The organism is Micromonospora sp. DT178 (genome assembly GCF_049841695.1).
In the GTDB taxonomy this organism is placed as follows: Bacteria; Actinomycetota; Actinomycetes; order Mycobacteriales; family Micromonosporaceae; genus Micromonospora.
The window spans coordinates 137,824-156,817 of the sequence record NZ_JBNCKV010000004.1 but is presented as its reverse complement, the minus strand read 5'-3'; the positions used below and the strand labels follow the sequence as shown (position 1 = coordinate 156,817).

The 18,994-nt window shown below is 72.9% G+C and carries 18 protein-coding genes; 13 read left to right on the top strand and 5 right to left on the bottom strand.

Translation table 11 applies throughout. The features are described from left to right. Positions 1-38 precede the first annotated feature (38 nt). A complete protein-coding gene (locus ACLQ22_RS09460) occupies positions 39-3,407 on the bottom strand; it encodes a CARDB domain-containing protein (RefSeq protein ID WP_425691924.1) in 3,369 nt (1,122 codons plus the stop codon). Positions 3,408-3,550: 143 nt separating this feature from the next. Between ACLQ22_RS09460 and ACLQ22_RS09455 the strand changes: the two genes are divergently transcribed. Genes ACLQ22_RS09455 through ACLQ22_RS09440 form a run of 4 tightly spaced genes read left to right on the top strand, consistent with a single transcriptional unit; the run spans position 3,551 to position 6,530 of the window. Next, positions 3,551-3,700 (top strand): hypothetical protein, encoded by a 150-nt coding sequence (locus ACLQ22_RS09455; RefSeq protein WP_425691923.1) that lies wholly within the window; start codon positions 3,551-3,553, stop codon positions 3,698-3,700. A 57-nt stretch (positions 3,701-3,757) separates the two neighbouring features. After that, positions 3,758-4,480 (top strand): SDR family NAD(P)-dependent oxidoreductase, encoded by a 723-nt coding sequence (locus ACLQ22_RS09450; RefSeq protein ID WP_425691922.1) that lies wholly within the window; start codon positions 3,758-3,760, stop codon positions 4,478-4,480. A gap of 11 nt (positions 4,481-4,491) precedes the next feature. Next, on the top strand, positions 4,492-5,712 hold the full coding sequence (locus ACLQ22_RS09445) for an acetyl-CoA C-acetyltransferase (RefSeq protein WP_425691921.1): 1,221 nt from the start codon (positions 4,492-4,494) through the stop codon (positions 5,710-5,712). Then, positions 5,712-6,530 carry an SDR family NAD(P)-dependent oxidoreductase gene (locus ACLQ22_RS09440; protein ID WP_425691920.1) on the top strand — a complete coding sequence of 273 codons (819 nt, stop codon included), beginning with the start codon at positions 5,712-5,714 and terminating at the stop codon, positions 6,528-6,530. Before ACLQ22_RS09445 ends, ACLQ22_RS09440 begins: the two co-directional genes overlap by 1 nt. 127 nt (positions 6,531-6,657) lie before the next feature. On the opposite strand, the gene ACLQ22_RS09435 is transcribed toward ACLQ22_RS09440, so the two are convergent. Then, on the bottom strand, positions 6,658-7,254 hold the full coding sequence (locus ACLQ22_RS09435) for a TetR/AcrR family transcriptional regulator (protein WP_132236701.1): 597 nt from the start codon (positions 7,252-7,254) through the stop codon (positions 6,658-6,660). 253 nt (positions 7,255-7,507) lie between these two features. On the opposite strand from ACLQ22_RS09435, the gene ACLQ22_RS09430 reads away from it, so the two are divergent. Genes ACLQ22_RS09430 through ACLQ22_RS09420 form a run of 3 tightly spaced genes read left to right on the top strand, consistent with a single transcriptional unit; the run spans position 7,508 to position 10,012 of the window. Next, positions 7,508-7,696, top strand: coding sequence for a hypothetical protein (locus tag ACLQ22_RS09430; protein ID WP_425691919.1), 189 nt, complete (start codon positions 7,508-7,510; stop codon positions 7,694-7,696). Then, positions 7,693-8,427: an SDR family NAD(P)-dependent oxidoreductase gene (locus ACLQ22_RS09425; RefSeq protein WP_425691918.1), complete on the top strand. Its 735-nt coding sequence runs from the start codon at positions 7,693-7,695 to the stop codon at positions 8,425-8,427. The genes ACLQ22_RS09430 and ACLQ22_RS09425 overlap by 4 nt, the downstream gene beginning before the upstream one ends. Further along, positions 8,420-10,012 carry a class I adenylate-forming enzyme family protein gene (locus tag ACLQ22_RS09420; protein WP_425691917.1) on the top strand — a complete coding sequence of 531 codons (1,593 nt, stop codon included), beginning with the start codon at positions 8,420-8,422 and terminating at the stop codon, positions 10,010-10,012. Before ACLQ22_RS09425 ends, ACLQ22_RS09420 begins: the two co-directional genes overlap by 8 nt. Before the next feature lie 134 nt (positions 10,013-10,146). Here ACLQ22_RS09420 and ACLQ22_RS09415 read toward each other — a convergent pair whose 3' ends face one another. Then, complete coding sequence (locus ACLQ22_RS09415) at positions 10,147-10,548, bottom strand: thioesterase family protein (protein WP_425691916.1); 402 nt, start codon at positions 10,546-10,548, stop codon at positions 10,147-10,149. A 76-nt stretch (positions 10,549-10,624) separates the two neighbouring features. Here ACLQ22_RS09415 and ACLQ22_RS09410 point away from each other — a divergent pair, with 76 nt between their 5' ends. After that, on the top strand, positions 10,625-12,253 hold the full coding sequence (locus ACLQ22_RS09410) for a class I adenylate-forming enzyme family protein (RefSeq protein WP_425691915.1): 1,629 nt from the start codon (positions 10,625-10,627) through the stop codon (positions 12,251-12,253). A gap of 101 nt (positions 12,254-12,354) precedes the next feature. Here ACLQ22_RS09410 and ACLQ22_RS09405 read toward each other — a convergent pair whose 3' ends face one another. Together ACLQ22_RS09405 and ACLQ22_RS09400 are read right to left on the bottom strand one after the other, a co-directional pair. Then, positions 12,355-13,872, bottom strand: a complete 1,518-nt coding sequence (locus tag ACLQ22_RS09405) for a class I adenylate-forming enzyme family protein (RefSeq protein ID WP_425691914.1) — start codon at positions 13,870-13,872, stop codon at positions 12,355-12,357. After that, positions 13,869-15,008 carry a zinc-dependent alcohol dehydrogenase gene (locus ACLQ22_RS09400; protein ID WP_425691913.1) on the bottom strand — a complete coding sequence of 380 codons (1,140 nt, stop codon included), beginning with the start codon at positions 15,006-15,008 and terminating at the stop codon, positions 13,869-13,871. The genes ACLQ22_RS09405 and ACLQ22_RS09400 overlap by 4 nt, the downstream gene beginning before the upstream one ends. A gap of 97 nt (positions 15,009-15,105) precedes the next feature. On the opposite strand from ACLQ22_RS09400, the gene ACLQ22_RS09395 reads away from it, so the two are divergent. The 5 genes from ACLQ22_RS09395 to ACLQ22_RS09375 are packed head-to-tail and all read left to right on the top strand — an operon-like array spanning position 15,106 to position 18,503. Next, complete coding sequence (locus ACLQ22_RS09395) at positions 15,106-15,675, top strand: 2-oxoacid:acceptor oxidoreductase family protein (protein WP_425691912.1); 570 nt, start codon at positions 15,106-15,108, stop codon at positions 15,673-15,675. Continuing rightward, on the top strand, positions 15,672-16,751 hold the full coding sequence (locus tag ACLQ22_RS09390) for a hypothetical protein (protein WP_425691911.1): 1,080 nt from the start codon (positions 15,672-15,674) through the stop codon (positions 16,749-16,751). Before ACLQ22_RS09395 ends, ACLQ22_RS09390 begins: the two co-directional genes overlap by 4 nt. Next, positions 16,748-17,530, top strand: coding sequence for a thiamine pyrophosphate-dependent enzyme (locus ACLQ22_RS09385; RefSeq protein ID WP_425691910.1), 783 nt, complete (start codon positions 16,748-16,750; stop codon positions 17,528-17,530). The genes ACLQ22_RS09390 and ACLQ22_RS09385 overlap by 4 nt, the downstream gene beginning before the upstream one ends. Continuing rightward, positions 17,527-18,258: a GntR family transcriptional regulator gene (locus tag ACLQ22_RS09380; RefSeq protein WP_425691909.1), complete on the top strand. Its 732-nt coding sequence runs from the start codon at positions 17,527-17,529 to the stop codon at positions 18,256-18,258. The genes ACLQ22_RS09385 and ACLQ22_RS09380 overlap by 4 nt, the downstream gene beginning before the upstream one ends. Next, positions 18,255-18,503, top strand: coding sequence for a 4Fe-4S dicluster domain-containing protein (locus ACLQ22_RS09375; protein ID WP_425691908.1), 249 nt, complete (start codon positions 18,255-18,257; stop codon positions 18,501-18,503). The genes ACLQ22_RS09380 and ACLQ22_RS09375 overlap by 4 nt, the downstream gene beginning before the upstream one ends. Positions 18,504-18,994: the final 491 nt, after the last annotated feature.

Genomic DNA, 18,994 nt, shown 5'->3' with positions numbered 1-18,994 from the left:
CACGGCCGGAGACACCTCGCGTCACCGTCGGGCGGGTGTCAGCCGCCGGAGATGGAGAAGGTGGAACCGGGTTCCTTCACGATGTTGCCGTCGGCCGAATTGGTGATGGTGACGTTGGTCAGGACGGCGTTGCCGCGAGCGCCGCTCATGGCCAGGATGCCGGCGCCGTTGTTCGACCTGTCGATCTTCACGTTGGTGATCGCGACGTTCGGCATGTTGCCTCCGCCGTTTTTGAACTGGATGCCGTCGTAGGTCGAGTCGTGGATGTCCGTGTCGCGGATGGTGACGCCGGAGATGTCCGTCGTCGCCGGGAACAACGTGATCGCCCCGAACTCCTGGTCCTCGTTCCAGAAGACCCCACCGCACCGGAAGAGGGCGTTGTTGGCGATCAGCGTGGTGCCGGAGAAGGGCAGTGGACTGTGGTCGGTCGCCAGCATGATGCCGGGGTAGTTCATCGTGTCGTAGATCAGGTTGTTCTCGATCGTGTTGCCGTGGCCGCCGTAGATCGCGATGCCGTTCGCCCGCCAGGGCAGCTGGATGGTGTTGTTCAGGAAGCGGTTGTCGTGCGCGACGTCCACGCTGGCGTCCTTCACCCGCGGGTTGGCCCAGACGGCCAGGGAGTCGTCGCCGGTGGTACGGAACGACGAGTTGAACACCCGGGAGTTACGCGTGCCGTTGGAGAAGTTGATGCCGTCGGCGTACGTGTCGCGGATCCGCATGCCGGTGAACTCCAGCCCGTCGCCGGGGTTCCAGTAGGCGGGCGTGTCGGAGTAGTCCCGCCCGACCCAGGCGCCGACGTTGACGTGCTCGATCCACACGTTGCTGATCTTCGTGTTCCTGCCGAACCGCCCGTTCAGCCCGTGTCCCCGGTTCGCGCGGTTGGTCGTCATGCCGAAGATGGCGATGTCGGAGATCCTGGTGTTGTCGTCGATGTCGAAGCCGACGTTGCCCTCGTGCGGGTGGTTGATGTTGCCCACCACGTTCTGCGGCTCGGTCTGGGTGTAGAGCTGTGAGTGCCACATGCCCGCTCCGCGGACCGTGACGTCCCGGATGCCCCGCTGGTTGTACTGCCCGCGGTTCGGGTCCGGCGAGAGGATCTTCTGTTCCTGCCGCCACTGCCCGGCGGGGATCCAGACGCAGCTGATCACGCCGTTCTGGTCGTCGGTCACCGCGCGCTGGATGGCGGCGGTGTCGTCGAGCCCGTCGTCGGGGATCGCGCCGTAGGCCGTGATCGAGGTGCACTCGGCCGGCTTGGTGGCCGGGGGCGCCACCTGCTCCAGGTCGATCAGGTCGATGATGTAGAACGACGCGGTGTCGGTGGCGTCCCGCTGCAACTTGAACCTGGTCCCGGCCGGCCAGGACCGCGACAGCAGGGCGTGCGACTCGTCGAACAGCCGTCGGGCGTCGGCCTGCGGCGTGTTGGACAGCGACTCGGTGTCGTCGGTGGTGCCGTACAGCCAGCTGTTCCGCGACGAGAGCGTCAGTTTCTGAGTGAAGACGTCGTTGACGTAGAGGCTGATGCTGGCGTTGATGCCGCCGCCGCCCGGCGCGTCGGGGATGGAGTTGCGCACCACGATGGAGTTCGACGGGTTGGTCGAGGTGAACTCGACGAACTGCCCGGTGCTGTTCAACCGCACCGACTTGCGCCCGGAGGACTCCGTGGCGAAGTTGGTGTGCCCGAACGTGCGCAGGGGGTCGGCCTCCAGCAGGGTGCCCTGGTAGCGGGCGGCTTCGGCCTCGTACTCGACCCACGGCGCGGCCGCGCCACGGCCGACCACGATGGCCTGGGAGAACGAGTTGTTGGTCTCGTTGGTCTCGGCGACGACGTTGGTGGCGTCGGCGGTGGCGGTGATGGTCGCGCCGCCGGCGGTGGCGGTCCAGCTCCCGCCGACGGCCACGTTGACCGTCGCGCCGGCGGCCACCGCGGGGGTGCTGGCGCTCAGCGTGGTGCCGCCCACCGTCAGTCGGGTCACGGAGGCGGCGGGGGCGCCGGTGATGCCGCGGTTGCGGACCGCGACGGTGAACGTGACCGCCGCTCCGACGGCCGGGTTGGACGGGTTGGGGGTGACGCCGACGACCTGGAGGTCGGGGCCGGGAGCCTGGGTGATGACCAGCGGCGTGGCCGAGGTGAAGCCGTTGTTGTCGTTGTTCTGCTCGGCGACCGTGTTGGCGGGGTCCACCACCGCGGAGACGGTGTGGCTGCCCATCGCCTGCGTGCCGATGTTCGCCGAGACGGTGGTCGAGGCGCCGGCGGCAAGTGCGGCGACGGAGGCGCCACCCACCACGGTGCCGCCGAGCTTGAAGTCCACCCTGGTCGCGCCGGCGGCCGCGGTCCCCGTGTTCCTGACCGTGGCCGACAGGGTGATCGGGGTGGCCTCGCTCGGCGTCGCGGGGCTCCAGCTCGTCGTCGTCACGACGAGGTCCGGGTTCGGGGCCCAGGATCCCCGCACCTGGAGGTCGGCGACCTGCCCGCCGGGCGCGCCGGTGTTGCCGAGGAACCTCAGCTGTACGTCCGCGACCCGGCTCGTGACCGGAATCGTCACGGAGTTCTGGTTGCTCGCCGGGTCGAAGGCGTAGCTCGCCGCGGCCTTCAACGAGGTGAAGCCGGTGGCCGTCTGCGCGCGGCCCAGGATCTCGACGTTCTGCGTGCGGGCGCCCCAGACCGGGTCCGGGTTGAGCTTGACCACGACCGCCGTGACGTCGGCGTCGGCGCCGAGCTTCACCGTCAGGGTCGACGGGAATCCGGCCGACTCCCAGTAGGAGCTGGGGCTGCTGTCGTTGGCGTTGGCCGCGACGAAGGTGAAGACCGACGAGGACGCCTCGATCGGTTTGCCGCCGGCCAGGTTCGTGCCGCCCGGGACGCCGGGGTCGCCACCGCCCGGGACGCCCACGCCGTAGACCTCGAACTCGGCGATCTGGGCGGCGGGCCAGCCGGTGTTGCCGGTGATGGTCAGCCGCACGTGGCGGACCGCCGTGGCGGCGAAGTCGATGGTGACGGTGTTGGCCGTCGCCGGGTTGAACACCCGCCCGGCCGCCCCGGAGAGCGTGCTGAAGGTGCTCCCGTTGGTGCTGCCCTGCACGGCGATGGTCTGGGTACGGGTGCCCCAGTCGGTCGAGGGGGGCAGCTTCAGCTTCACCTGGTCGACGGTGACGCTGCTGCCGAGGTCGATCTGAACCCACTGCGGGAAGGCGTTCGACGGGCTCTCCCAGTACGTCTGCTGGTTGCCGTCGTTGACGTTGGCCGCGACGTAGCCGCCGTTGGATCCGCTGGCCGAGACCGCCTTGCCGGGCGACAGGTTGGGGCCTCCGGCCGCGAGCGCCGGGGTGGGCGAGACGGCCGTCAGGCCTATCAGGCCGGCCGCGAGGAGACCGCTGAGCAGCCCTCGGCCGAGTTTCCTTCGTTTCATGGCGTCCCTGTTCTGTGAGATCGGCGGTGGATCTTGCGGCGCGGTCTGCGGCGGACGGAAGAAGGCGGCGTTGTCAGAAAATTCCAGAAGCGCGATCGCCTTCTTGCGCTGCCGTGCCAACTTCTTTCGCGTGATGTCCGTCAATGTTTCAGATGGGTCGCCGGTTCGTCAACGGTCTGGTACGCGCGGAGGCGCTCCGACTCCCGGGGTTGCGCGCTCTGCGCCGCCCGGTCGGGGTCGAGGTGTGGGCGGCGATGCCGGCGGTGGGGATCAAGGGGCGGCTGCGGCAGTAGTCGTGACGGGCGCGGGGGGCCGTTGTCATCTGACCAAGCGCTTGTTAGGTTGACGACATGGACTTCGCTTTCCCGGCCGGCGCCACCGTCGTCGTCACCGGTGCCGGCAGCGGGATCGGCCGGGCGACCGCGCTGCTGGCCGCCCGGGTCGGCCTGCGGGTGGCGGCCTGGGACCTGGCCGGCGACGCGGTCGCCGGTACCGCCGACGAGATCACCGCCGCCGGCGGCAGCGCCGTCGCGCGGGTGGTCGACGTGGCCGATCCGGTGGCGGTGCGAGGCGCGTTCGCCGCCAGCGGCCCGGCCACGTACCTGGTCAACAACGCCGGCCCGGCCAGCAGCGCCGACCTCGACTTCGACCGGGCGCTCGCGCTCACCGTGGGCAGCGTCCGGACGGTCACCGACGCCTGGCTGGCCAGCCGGCCGGGTGACGGCGCGGCGGTGGTCAACATCGCGTCGGTCGCCGGCAACCTGGTCGGCACCGACTCCGCCTGGTACTGCGCGGGAAAGGCGGCCATCGCCGGCTACACCCGGCACCTGGCCACCCGGCTCGCCCCGGCGGTGCGGGCCAACACCGTCGCGCCCGGTCTGATCGACACCCCGCGTACGGCCGGGTTCGCCGCCTCCGGGTTGGGCCGAGACCTCGTGGCCCGCAACCCGATGGGGCGGGCCGGCCGGCCGGAGGAGGTCGCCGGCGCGGTGCTCTTCCTGCTCTCCCCGCTCGCCGGCTACCTCAACGGCGTGCTGCTGCCGGTCGACGGCGGCTGGATGGTCACTCAGTAAGGGGGCAACCGATGCCAGAAGCCGTCATCGTCGCCGCGGCCCGCTCACCGATAGGGCGCGCCGGCAAGGGCTCGCTGGTCGGCGTGCGCGCCGACGACCTGATCGCCGACATCGCCGGTGCGGCCCTGGCGCAGGTTCCCGCGCTGGACCCGCGGGCGCTGGACGACGTACTGCTCGGTTGCGCCCAGCCGGCCGGCGAGCAGGGCTACAACCTGGCCCGGATGCTCGCCCTGCGGCTCGGCCTGGACGGGGTGCCCGGCGTCGTGGTGCAGCGCTACTGCGCCTCGTCGGTGCAGACCACCCGGATGGCCTTGCACGCGATCAGGGCGGGGGAGGGGCACGCCTTCCTCTCGGCCGGGGTGGAGATGGTCTCCCGCTACGACCGGGGCAAGGCCGACGGCATGCCCGGCACCCACCACCCCCGCTACGCCGTCGCCGAGGAGCGCACCGCCGCCCGTGCCCGGGGCGGTGGCGCGGACTGGGTCGACCCGCGGTCCGCCGGTGCGGAGCCGGACGTCTACATCGCCATGGGACACACCGCCGAGAACGTGGCCCAGCACTGCGGGGTCAGCCGCCGGGAGCAGGACGAGTTCGCCGTCCGCAGCCAGAACCTGGCCGAGAAGGCGATCATGGACGGTTTCTGGGCCACCGACATCACGCCGGTCACCCTGCCCGACGGCACGGTCGTCGACCGTGACGACGGCCCGCGTGCGGGCGTCACCCTGGAGAAGGTCGGCGCCCTGAAACCGGTCTTCCGGCCGGACGGCACGGTCACCGCGGCGAACTGTTGCCCGCTCAACGACGGCGCCGCCGCGCTGGTGGTGCTCAGCGACACCCGCGCCCGCGAGCTCGGTCAGACCCCCCTGGCCCGGGTGGTCGCCACCGGAGTCTCCGCGCTCAGTCCGGAGATCATGGGCCTCGGCCCGGTGCAGGCCACCCAGCGGGCGCTGGCCAACGCCGGGCTCACCATCGGCGACATCGACCTGGTGGAGATGAACGAGGCGTTCGCGGCCCAGGTGATCCCGAGCTACCGGATGCTCGGCATCGACCTGGACCGGCTCAACGTCCACGGCGGCGCGATCGCGGTCGGGCACCCGTTCGGCATGACCGGGGCCCGGATGACCACCACCCTGATCAACGCGCTGCGCTTCCGCGACCGGCAGTTCGGACTGGTCACCATGTGCACCGCCGGCGGACAGGGAATGGCGCTGATCATCGAGCGGCTCTCGTGATGCCGGGCGTGCTGGCCGGCAAGGCCGTCGTGATCACCGGCGCGGGGCGTGGCCTCGGCGAGGCCTACGCCCGGCTCGCCGCCGCCGAGGGCGCCTCGGTGGTGGTCAACGATGTCGACTCGGCGGCCGCCGCGTCGGTGGCCGGGGCGATCGGGGCGCTGGCCGACGACTCGGACGTCGCCACCTGGACCGGCGCCGGCCGGTTGATCGACAACTGCCGTCGCGCGTACGGGCGGGTGGACGGACTGGTCAACAACGCCGGGCTGTTCCGGCTGGCCGATCCCCGGGAGCAGGACCCGGAGGAGTTCCGCCGGGTGCTGGAGGTGAACCTGCTCGGCACCGCCTACTGCGGACTGCACGCGATCCGCGCGATGCTGGAGCAGGGCGGCGCTGGCTCGGTGGTGAACGTGACCTCCGGCTCCCAGTCCGGCACTGCCGCCCTCGCCGCGTACGGTGCCAGCAAGGGTGGCGTCGCCTCGCTGACCTGGTGCTGGGCGGCGGACCTGGCCGACACGGAGGTGCGCGTCAACGCGGTCTCGCCCAACGCGCACACCCGGATGGCGGACGCCTTCGAGCGGCATCTGGGCGCCCGGGCCCGCGGGCAGAACGTGGGCAAGTCGCCGGCGAGCAACGCGCCGGCCGTGGTGCACCTGCTCTCCGACGCGGCGGCGGGGATCTCGGGCCGGATCGTCCGGGTCGACGGCGACGAACTGTCGCTGGTGCAGCCGCCGCGCACGGCCGTCGCCGTACGGCTGCCGGAGTGGACGGTCGCGGCGGTGGCCGAGGCGTTCGCCGGTGACCTGCGCCAGCAGCCGTGACCGGGCCCGGCCGGAAGCCGAGGCTCGGGCCGGAAGCCGTGAGGTCCGGCCGGAAGCCCGGAAGCCCGGCCGGGAGCCCGGGAGGTCTGGCCGGGAACCCTGGAGGTCTGCCGGGCGCCGGTAGCCGTCAGTCCTTGGGACGGCTGGTCAGGCCGTCCAGGAAGAGCGACGTGCAGTCCTCGGCCAGGCTGGAGATCGGGTGGTCCGCGCTGGGCTTGAACCAGCGGACGGACAACCACACCGCGTCCCGCATCAGGCGGTAGAGGATCTTCGGATCGACGTCGGCCCGGAAGGTGCCCTCCGCGATGCCCGCCTCGATCACCGTGAGCCAGACGTTCTGCACCTGGCGGCCGGCGTTGCGCAGGTAGTCGAACCGGTCGAACTGGAGCAGGAAGTTGACGTCGTTCTGGTAGATCTCGGTGGCGTGCGGGTGCGCCTCGACCACCTCGAGGGAGGCGACGATCAGGTCGTGCAGGCGCTGGCGGGCGCCGATCTCCTCGGCCAGGACCTGCTCGTACCGGTGCTGGAGGTCCTTGAGGAAGGAGGAGACGATCTCGTCGACCATCGTCTCCTTGGAGTCGAAGTGGTGGTAGAGGCTGCCGGAGAGGATGCCGACGTCGTCGGCGATCTGCCGGACCGTGGTCGCCGCCACGCCCTTCCTGGCGAACAGTGCGGCGGCACTGGCGAGGATCGCCTCGCGCCGGACTCCAGGCTCTCGCGCCATGTTTTCTCACAGACGGACTCGACGGAACAGGGGCCTTGGTCGTTGGACGTCCGACGGGTCCTCCCGCCGGACGGCCTCCGGAGTGTACCGGCGGCATCGACAGGTCGTGCCGCTCGTCGTACAGGGTAGCGTAACCAACCAAGCGCTTGGTAAATTCACATCACGTGCCTCCGGGGATCGAATTGCGCTGACCTGCGCCGACCGGTGGGGGCGACCGCGGACGGCCGGGCGGACCGGCGGCGAGAAGGCGGCGATGGCTGACAAGCGGATGACCGGGGACGACGTCGTGACGGAGCTACGCCCCGCAACGACCGTCGCGACCGGTGGTGGGGTGGTGGTCCAGCTGAACCGGTCGGTGCGCGACGCCGCCACCCCGGGCGGCCCGACCGTGGACGGCCCGGGCCGGGACACCCCGCCCCGTGGCGGTGCGGTGGACCGATGAACGGCCGGTACGAGGGCAGGGTCGCGCTGGTCACCGGCGCCGCCAGCGGGCTGGGCCGGGCCACGGCCCGCCGACTCGCGGCCGAGGGTGCCCGGGTCGCCTGCCTCGACCTGCTCGCCGACGACGCCGATCTCGGCCCGGCGGGCCTGGCGATCACGGTGGACGTCCGGGACGAGGCGGGCATCGCCGAGGCGGTCGACCGGGCGGTCGACTGGGGCGGTGGCATCGACCTGGTGGTGACCGCCGCCGGGGTCGCCTCCTTCGGCCACACCACCGACGTCGCGCTCGCCGAGTGGGACCGGTTGCTCGCGATCAACCTGACCGGCACCTTCCTGACCGCGCGGGCGGCGCTGCCGCACCTGAGCGCGCGGCGGGGCGCGCTGGTGACGGTCGCGTCCCTGGCCGGAGTGCGGGGCTACCGGTACAGCGCCGCCTACTCGGCGGCCAAGGGCGGGGTGGTCGCGTTGACCCGGGCGCTCGCCGTGGAGTACGCGCTCACCGGGGTCCGGGTCACCTGCGTCTGCCCCGGGTCGATCGACACGGCGTTGACCCGGAACCTGACGCCCGTGCCGGGGGCCGATCCCCGACTGCTGGCACACGGCCGGGCACTGGTCGATCCGCCGGTGTCCCAGCCGGAGGAGATCGCCGCCGCGATCGCCTATCTCGGTTCACCGGAGGCGAGGTTCGCCACCGGAGCGGTGCTGCGAATGGACGGTGGGGCAGGTGTCTGAGTTCTCCTCGGCGACGATCGAGCGGTACTACGCCGACGGATCGTGGGACGCCGACACGATCGCCGACCTGGTGGCGCGCAACGCCGTCACCGCGCCGGACGCGATCGCCTTCCACGCCCCGGAGGGGGCACTGACGTGGCGCGAGTACGACGCGGCGGCGACCCGGCTGGCCGGGGCGTACGTGCTCGCCGGCTGGGCGCCGGGGCAACCGCTGGCCGTGCTGCTCACCGGTGGCGCGCTCACCCACGTCGCGTACCTGGCCGCGCAGCGGGCCGGCCTGGTGACGGTGGGGCTGAGCCCCCGCGCCGGGGACGCCGAGATCAGCCATCTGCTGCGGCACACCGGCGCCGTCGCGCTGGTCAGCCGGTCCAGTCACCGGGGACGGCCCGCCGGGGAGATCGCCCGGCTCACCGGGGCTCCCGAGCACCTGGAGCTGGACCTCATCGACGCGGTGCCGGTGCTGCGCCGGGCCGGCGTACCGCTCACGGTGCCGACGGTGGCGCAGGCCGTCGGGCTGCTCGCCGGCCGGGGTCTCGGCCCGGACGACCTGTTCTTCCTCAACTCCACCTCGGGCACCACCGGGCGGCCCAAGTGCGTGCGGCAGAGCATGAACGTGCGCAAATACTTCGCCGCGCTGGCCGCCGAGGCCGGTGCGTTCGGCCCGGACGAGGTGGTGCTGAGCGCGCTGCCCGCGCCGTACGGCTTCGGGCTCTGGAGTGCCCACGTCATGCCCGCCCGGTACGGGTTCACCACGGTGCTGAGCGCCGAGTTCGACCCGGCCGGGACGCTGGACCTGATCGAACGGCACCGGGTGACCGTTCTCGCCGCCGTGACCAGCCAGTTCATCATGATGTTGAACCACGAGTCGTTCGCCCGGCGCGACCTCGGCTCGCTGCGGGTGCTCTTCACCGGCGGAGAGCGGGTGCCACGGCACCGGGCGGAGGAGTTCGAGGAGCGGACCGGCTGCGCGGTCCTGCAGTTCTACGGCTCCAACGAGGCCGGGCCGATCTCGGTGACCCGGGTGGCCGACCCTCGTCCGGCACGGCTGGGGACGGCCGGTCGGCCGGTCCCGGCGATGCGGCTACGCCTGCTCGACCCGGACGGTGACCCGGTGACCGAGGGGCCGGGCCAGGTGGCGGTGAACGGTCCCGGCTGCACCTCCGGGTACTTCCGGGACGAGCCGGCCAACCGCCTGCTGTTCCGCCCGGACGGCTGGCTGCGCACCGGAGACCTGGGGCGGTTGGACGCCGACGGGTACCTCTCGATCACCGGGCGGACGGCGGACTTCATCATCCGGGGCGGGCACAACGTGAGCGCGCCGGTGGTCGAGGAGGCCGTGGGCGGGCATCCGAGCGTGGCCCAGGTCGCGGTGGTCGGCATGCCCGACGACGTGCTGGGGGAGCGGGTCTGTGCCTTCGTGGTCACCCGCGACGGTGTCGGGCTGACCCTGGACGAGCTGCGGGTCCACCTGGAGGCGGCGGGCGTTTCCAAGGTCAACTGGCCGGAGCGGCTGGTCGGGCTGCCCGTGCTGCCGCTGGGTGCCGGTGGCAAGGTCGACAAGTCGGCCCTGCGGGCGCTGCTCTGAGCGGTCGACGACGGGCCGGCGCCCCGCCGGCCCGCCGGGTGGTCACCGGCACGACGACCGATGCGGTCAGCTTCGCGCGGATCGGCCAGTCGCGGTGTCGGAGTCGGGCGACGGACGGCGGCCCGTGGGCCGGCTCAGTGTTCGACGGCCCGGATCAGGGTCTGGCTGACCTGGCCGTCGCCGACGGTTCGTCCGCCGACCGACGCGGTCACGTCGAAGGTGACTCGTCGGCCGGCCACGACGGCGACCGTCGCCACCACGTCCAGCCGGTCCCCCGCAAGGGCCGGGGAACGGTGGTGCACTCCGATCCAGGTGCCGACCGAGGCGGCGCCGGAAGTGAGGCGGGGACGCAGGACGTCGGCGGCGGTGTCCTCCAGCAGCCCGATCAGAGCCGGCGTGGAGAGCACCGGCGGGGAGCCGGGCACGTGGTCGGTGAGCATTCCCGTGCCGACCTCGAACGACCGGTGGGCCCGGTCGCCGGGCTCGACCGCCACGGTCAACAGGTCGGCCGCCGCCGAGGTCCGCCAGATCCGCATTCCGCCTCCTTGACACGTCTCGCTGTCCGGCCACAGAATGCCATAAACAAGCGCTTGTTTGGTAGGGACGGTGCAGGTGAACCAGGTCTCAGCTCTCTATCCACCCGGCACGGCCCCGGCCCCCGGCAGCGCCCACGAGCGCTACGTCGCGGACCGGCTGGCCGAGGTGGGCCGCTGGGGCGCCGACACCCTGGTCGACCGGGTACGCCGGCACGCCGGCGCCATCGGCGAACGGCCCGCCTTCGTCGCCGGCACCGAGCGGGTCAGTTGGCGGGAGCTCGACGACCTCTCCGACCGGCTCGCCGCGGTGCTGCTCCGCCAGGGCCTCGCCCGGGGTGAGCGGGTCGGGGTGCTGCTCCCCGACGGGGTGCTGGTGCACGTCGCGTACCTGGCGGCGCTGAAGGCCGGCGTCGTGGTGGTGGCGGTCGGGCCGCGCGCCGGTCGGTTGGAGGTCCGGCACCTGCTCACCGTCAGCGGCGCCACCGCGCTGGTCAGTCTCGCCGAGCACCGGGGGATTCCGGCCGCCGAGCTGGTGGACGGGCTGCCGTTGACCGTACGGCTGGAGTTGCCGGCGACGCTGGCCGACGTGGGCTGGCCGGCGCCGACGGACGCCGAGCGTCGACTGATCGCCGGGCGGACCCTCGGCCTGGGCGAGATCCACCTGCTCAACGGCACCTCCGGGACCACCGGCATGCCCAAGTGCGTCGTGCACAACCAGAACCGGTGGATGTACTACCACCGCCTCGCCGTCGACGCGGGCGCGCTCACCGGCGACGACGTCTTCCTCACCCTGATCCCCGCCCCGTACGGCTTCGCCCAGTGGACGGCCAACTTCACGCCCACCCTGCTCGGCGCGCCGACCGTGGTGATGCCCAGGTTCAGCGCCACCGGCGCGCTGGAGCTGATCGAGCGGGAACGAGTCACCGTGCTCTGCTGCGTCAGCACGCAGTTCATCATGATGCTGAACGCCGACCCGGACCGGTACGACCTCAGCTCGCTGCGGTGCATGTTCACCGGTGGCGAGGCGGTGCCGTTCGAGCGGGCGGCCGACTTCGAGCGCCGTACCGGTGCCCAGGTGTTGCAGTTCTTCGGCTCGAACGAGACCGGGGCGCTGTCGCGTACCACGGTGGACGACGGGATCGACGCCCGGCTGCGCACGGCGGGCCGGGTGATCGACGAGATGCGGGTACGGCTCCTCGCCGAGGACGGCACCGACGTCACCGCCACGGGTGGCCCCGGGCAGGCGGCCTGCGCCGGCCCGGCCACCTGCCTGGGCTACTTCGCCGACCCGGAGGCCAACGAGCGCCTCTTCACCCCGGACGGCTGGATGCTGACGGGGGACATCTGCACCGCCGACGAGCGGGGCTACCTGCGGGTGGTCGACCGCAAGCAGGACTTCATCATCCGGGGCGGCAAGAACGTCAGCGCGGCGGCGGTCGAGGACCAGGTCGGCACCCACCCGGCGGTCGCGCTGGTGGCGGCGGTGGCGGTGCCCGATCCGACGTACGGCGAGCGGGTCTGCGCGGTGGTGGTGCCGCGTCCCGGCGCGACGCTGGACCTGGACGGGCTGCGGGCGCACCTGGCCGAGCGGGGGGTGTCCCCGGAGAACTGGCCGGAGCGGCTGGAACTCGTCGACGAACTGCCGCGCGGCTCCGGCGGCAAGATCGCCAAGGCCGAGCTGCGCGCCCGGCTGCGCACCGGCTGACCGGCGACACTCCGGGCGCTGACACCACCCGGGAGCCGGGCCCACCGCTCTGACCCGGCGCGACCCGCCCCGGTCGCGCCGCGCGCCCCGCCTGGCCCCGGCTACGGCAGTTGGCCGGCCACGTCCCGCAGCGACTCGCGGATCCGGGACCGCTGCACCTGCCCGGTGGCCGGGGTACGCGGGATGCTGGGCAGCACGACCACCCGGCGCGGCTGCTTGAAGCCGGCCAGCCGGCCGGCCACGTGGCGGCGTACCGCGTCGACCTCCGGCGCAGCGGCGCCCGGCGCCAGCACCAGCACCGCGCAGACCACCTCGCCCCAACGCCCGTCCGGCAGTCCGATGACGGCCACGTCGACGACGCCGGCCAGGCCGTGCAGGGCCGCCTCCACCTCGACCGGGGAGACCGACTCGCCCCCGGTCCGGATGACCTCCCGGGCCCGGCCGGTCAGGTAGAGGTATCCGTCGGCGTCGAGCCAGCCGAGGTCGCCGGAGCGGTACGCGCCGTCCGGCAGCGCCGCCGCGGTCTCGGCGGGCAGCCGGTGGTACCCGGACATCAGCGCCGGCCCGGTCACCTGGACCTCGCCGATCCGACCGGCACCCTCCGCCGCCACCCAGAGCGCGCCCGGGAAGGCCGGCCGTCCCACACTGCCCGGCCGGCGCGCGAGGTCCGTGTCGTGCAGCGCCGCCATCCGGCCGGCCTCGGTGGAGCCGTACAGGATGGTCGTGCTGCTTCCCGGCAGCCGGCGCTTGATCCGGTCGACCAGCTCGGCCGGCACGGCCGAGGTGCCGGTGTCGGCGTGCCGCAGCGCGGAGAGATCCGCCCGGTGGTGTTCCGGATCGAGCAGCCGTTCCCAGACCGCCGGGATGCAGTAGAGCGCCGACGGGTGCTCGGTGCGCACCACGTCGATGAGCGCGACCGCGTCGGCCCGGGGCACCAGGTGCACGGCCGTCCGGTTCTGCCACGCCTCCAGCACGTAGTGCCAGCCGCCGTAGTGGTAGAGCGGGAAGCTGCAGAGCACCCCGCCCGAGCCCTGGATCCCGGTGGTGAAGGTGCCGCCGCCGGGGGAGGCCCGCAGCCAGCTCGCCCGGTGGCTGACCAGCGCGCCCTTCGGCTGGCCGGTGCTGCCGCTGGTCAGGTAGATGATGTGCGGGTCGGTGTCCGCCAGCCGGTCGGCGCCGGCCGGCGCGGTGGCCGAGGCGCGCGCGGTGAGCGCATCCAGATCGCCACCCCCACCCGAGGCGGCACCGACCCGGGCGAACGGCACCCCGGACAGCGTCCCGGTGGGACCGTCGGGCCGGTCGCTGACGAGCAGCCGGGGCTCCAGGTAGGCCAGCACCGCCTCGGCCTCGGTGGCGGACAGGGCCGGGTTGACCGGCACGAAGACGGCGCCGAGGCGGGCGCAGCCCAGAAAACCGTCGAGGGTACGCAGGGTCGGTGCGGTCGACCAGGCCACCCGGTCGCCGGTCCGCACCCCCAGCCCGGCGAGCGCGTTCGCGGTCCGGTTCGCCTGCCGGTCCAGCTCGCCGAAGGTGATCCGCCGCCCGCGCAGGGTGGCCGCCACGGCGGTCGGTGTCATCCGGGCGGCCAGCCGGACGATCTCCCCGATCAGCAGGTTCACGGCCGCCTCCAGTCGACGTCGAGCCGGACCTGGGCCGGATTGATCGCCCCGTGCGCGGCCTTGTCCCGGGTGATCCGCACCGCCTCGGGTATCGCCTCGATCCCGGTCGACCGGTGGGTGATCAGCGGCTCCACCTCGACGTCGCCCCGGGCGACCAGGCGCAGGGCGTGTGCGAAGACGCTACCGGAGGGGGAGTAGCCGCCGGCTCCGGAGCGGGGGTGCAGCAGGGAGACCGACCGTTCGCGCAGCAGACCGAGGGGCGCCGGCACGTCGTCCGGCAGCACCGAGACGCCGACGACCCGACCGCCCCGGCGGGCGCAGCGGGCGGCCAGCTCCAGGGTGTCCGCACCGGACAACCCGAGCCCCGGCGACCCGCCGGCCGTCTCGATCACCACGTCCGCGCCGATCCCGTCGGTCGCGTCGTGGACCGCCGCCAGCACCGGGTCCGCTCCGTCGGCGCCGGCCGCCGTGGCGTCGATGACCAGATCGGCCCCGAACCGCCGGGCCAGGGCGAGTTTGGCGGGGCTCCGGCCGCTGACCGCGACCAGGCCGGCGTTGCCCCGGCGGGCGACCTGGACCGCCAGCAGGCCCATCACCCCCGCGCCGAGGACCAGCACCGTCTCGCCCGGCGCGACGGCCGCCAGCGCGTGCGCGTGCAGCGCCCCGGCCAGCGGTTGGATCGCCGCCGCGGCCGCCGCACTCACCCCGGGTGGGACGGGCACCACGGCCGTCTCGGGCACGACCAGTCGTTCGGCCAGGGCACCTGGCCGGGTGAACCCGATGAACTCGGGCCGGACGCAGGCGTCGGTGCGGCCGTTGCGGCAGGCGGCGCAGTGCCCACAGACCAGGGTCTCGACGGCGGTGATCCGGTCACCCGGCCGGTACCGGCGCACCCCGGGGCCGACCGCCCGCACCACGCCGCAGAACTCGTGGCCGCCGAAGCGGACCGGCCCGGCGGCCAGCGCGTCGGCCAGCCGTCGGTGCAGGGCGACCGGTTCGCCGGCGATCAGCATGCACTCGGTCACGCTCGGCTGTACGCAGCAGACGTCGACCAGCACCTCGCCCGGCCCGGCCTGCGGATCGGGCACCTCCTCGACCCGGAGGTCTCCGAAGCCGTGCAGAACAGCGGCGCGCATCGTGTTCCTCTCGACGGCTCGTACCCTGCCCTTGTCTCGCGGTTAGATTTTGTATTCAATATCCAAACCAGGTCAAGTGCCGAACTCAGGAGGACGCATGGAGCGGGAACTCGTGGTCACCGGGGTCGGTGGCCAGGGCATCCAGTTGCTCGCCAAGACCCTCGCCCTCGCCGCGACCCGATCGGGGCGCTACGCCATGCTCACCGCCGACTACGGCGGCGAGATGCGCGGCGGCCCGTCCCGGGCCGGTGTGGTGATCGGTGACGAGCCGCTGCGCAGCCTGCCGGTGCTCGCCGCCGCCTGGTCGGCGATCGTCGTGCACCACCGGTTCAGCGGGCCGGCCCTGGCCCGGCTGCGCCCCGGTGGACCGGCCGTCGTCAACGTCCCGCTGGTCGACCCGGGCAGCCTGCCGGCGATGACGGTGCATCCGGTGGACGCCACCGCCGTGGCGAAGTCGGTCGACGCGCCGCAGGCGATCGGTTTCGTCCTGCTCGGGGCGTACAACGCGGTGACCGGAGTGGTCGACCCGGCCGCCCTGGTCGAGGCGATGACCGAGCTGCTGCCGCCGTACCGCCGCCAGCACGCACCGGCCAACGCCCGCGCGCTCGCGGCCGGCGCCGCCGTGCCGGTCGTGCCGGTCGGCGCCACGGTGGGGGTGCCGTCGTGACCCGGGAGCTGCTGGAGGGCAGCGCCGCCATCGCCGCCGCCGCGATCACGGCCGGCTGCCGCTTCTTCGCCGGCTACCCGATGTCGCCGTTCACCGGGCTGCTGGAGAGCATGTCGCGCGAACTGCCCGAGGTCGGCGGGGTCTGCGTCAACGCCGAGAGCGAGATCGAGGGCGCGAACATGGTGCTCGGCGCCGCCGCAGCCGGCACCCGGTCGGCCACCGGCTCCTGCGGGCAGGGGATCGCGCTGATGCAGGAGACCATCGCCGAGGCGGCGCTCAACGAGACCCCGTTCGTCGTCTTCAACATGGCCCGCAACCAGCAGGACTACTTCCAGTGCACCCGTGGCGGCGGCTGGGGCGACTACCGGACCATCACCCTCGCGCCGAAGGACGTGACCGAGGCGGTCGAGCACACCCAGTTGCTGTTCCATCTCGCCGAGCTGCACCGCGCGCCGGTGATCCTCTACGGCGACCCGTTGATCGCCCAGACCCGGATCTCCGTCACCGTGGCGCCTCGCGACTACGGACCGTTGCCGGCGCGGGACTGGGTGCTCGACGGCACCGGCGGCGGCACCGGACGCTCCCGCCAGGTCTGGACCTGGGCCATGGGCAAGGCCACCGACCCCGGGCCCGGACCGGACCGGCACTGGCGGGCCGTCGCCGACAAGTTCGACGCCATCGCCGGCGTCGAGGCCCGGTTCGAGCAGGCGTACGTCGACGACGCCGAGACGGTCGTGGTGGCCTTCGGCACGGCGGCGCTCTTCGTCGAGTACGTGGTCGAGGAACTGCGCGCCGAGGGGCACCGGATCGGCTGGTTCCGCCCGGTGTCGCTCTGGCCGTTCCCGGGAGAGGCGCTGGCCGCCGCCACCACCGGCGCCCGCCGGGTGCTGGTGTTCGAGCTCAACGCCGGCCAGATGCTCGACGACGTACGCATCCACGCCGCCGACCGGTCGGTCGTCCGGTTCATCGGCGGGGTCAGCATCGCCGAGTCCGGCCTCGCCTACGGCGACCTGATGGACGCCCCGGTCATCCGCGACCGGATCCTCGCCGCACTCACCGGAGGTGTCCCCGCATGACCCGGGAACAGATCATCATCGACACCTCCGGCCCGCCCTCCGTGCCCGCCCGCAAGGTGGCCGACCCGAAACCGTCGCTCCTGCTCGGCGAGCACTCGCTCTGTCCCGGCTGCGGCGAGCCGGTCGCCCTGCGGCTGCTGCTGGAGGTGTTGCAGGAACTCGACATCGTGCAGCGGACGATCGGAGTGGTCGGGCACGGCTGCTACGGCAGCTTCGTACGGATCATGGACGTCGACGTGCTCCAGTGCCTGCACGGGCGGGCGCCCTCCTGCGCCACCGGCATCAAGCGGGTCCGCCCGGAATGCGCCGTCTTCACGATGCAGGGCGACGGTGACATGGCCAACGAGGGGTTGCAGGAGGTGCTGCACGCCGCCGCGCGGGGGGAACGGATCACCTGCGTCCTGCTCAACAACGGCGTCTTCGGCGACACCGGTGGCCAGCTCACCGCGACCACCGTGCTCGGTCAACGGACCAAGACCAGCCTCGCCGGTCGGGAGGCGGAGACGCACGGGTACCCGATCCCGGTTGCCGACCTGGTCGCCAGCCTTCAGGGCACGGCGTACGTCGCCCGGGGCACGGTCTCTACCGCCGGCGGGGTGGCGCAGACCAGGCGGATGCTGCGTAAGGCCTTCGAGGCGCAGCTCGCCGGTGCCGGGTTCAGCCTGGTGGAGATCCTCACCATGTGCCCCACCGGGTGGTTCGTCCCCACCGCCGAGGGGCCCGGCTACCTTGGCGGGTCACTGGAACAGACCTATCCACTGGGGGAGTTGGTCACATGACGCCGCTGGTGCGGGCGAAGGCGGGCGAGGCGGTCGCCGGCTACATCCTGGGGCTGCTGTTCGACGGCACGCTGCGCAGCGGGGACCGGATCGACCTCGACGGCATCGCCACGACGCTCGGTGTCAGCCGGGTGCCGGTCCGGGAGGGGCTGATGCAGCTGGAACGGGACGGCCTGGTCAGCATGCCGCACTACCGGGGCGCGTTCGTGGCCGAGTTCGACGCCGGCACGGTGCGCGAGGCGTTCGAGCTGTACGGCATGCTCAGCGCCCTGACCAGCAGTCGGGCCGCCGCCTCGGGGGACGCGGGGCTGCGCGAGACGCTCGACAAGCTGATCGAGGCGCTGGTCGACTGCGGCCAGGTGGACGAGTTTGAACGGCTGGCCCGTGAGTTCCGCAAGGTGGTCAATCTCGCCGCCGCCGGCCCGCACCTGCGCGCGCTGCTGCGTACCTTCAGCGGGCTGGTGCCGGTCGCGGCGAGGTTCTCGATCGAGGACGCGATGGACGACGAGCGGGCGGCGCTGTGTCGCGAACACGCCGCGCTGATCGCCGGGGACCCCGAGGCCGCCGCCGCGGCGAGCCTCGACCACGTGCTCATGACCGCCGAGAACGCCGTGCGGGCGTTGCGCCGGCGCGGGGTGTTCGCGGCGGAGACCCCACCACCCGCGGCCGGGGAGGGCGACCGGTTGCTCGGCATCGTGCAGGCGACGAGGGGAGGAGCCCGCCCGTGACGACGCAGCAGAGCCCGGCCAGGGCCAGCCGGGGCACCCTGATCATCGACACCGAGAAGTGCAAGGGCTGTGACCTCTGCGTCCTGGCCTGCCCGCCCCAGGTGCTGGTGATGTCCGCCGAGGTCAACGAGAAGGGCTACCGGTTTCCCGAGTTGACCCCGGGCTGCACCGGCTGCACCGCCTGCCAGATGGTCTGCCCCGACTTCGTCTTCTCGGTCTACCGACTGACCCCCGCCCCCCGCTGACGGCGAACTCCGCCGGCACGAGATCCCACCGGCCCGGGTACCCGCCACAGCGGGTGCCCGGGCCGGTTCGTGGCTGGCGCGCGTTGTCCCTCGGCGCGCGGCTGACCGACCCCCCGGGCAGGTCGGTGGGCGCTGCCGGGACGACGGCCTGGTGGTCGCCGTCGACCTGGCCGGCAGCCGACTGCTCACCCGGATCCCGGAGCCGCCCGACTGGCCGCCGGGCCGAAGGGGAAGTTGGCGCCCATACCGCCCGATCGGGCCCCGACCTGCGGCGGAACCTGACGCAGACGAGCGCCCTTCTTGATTTCTTCGTAACTTGCGCGTCGCATTGTGGTGCTTGACACACGGCCATGCCGGCACCATCATGAGAAGCAACCAAGCGCTTGCTAGGTTTCTCGCGGGGGGTGACATGTCGCCGGGAACGTCGGCGTCATCGCGGGCGCGACGGCGGTAACCGGGCGGCGCGTCGGGGACGGTCAACGGGCTCCGGC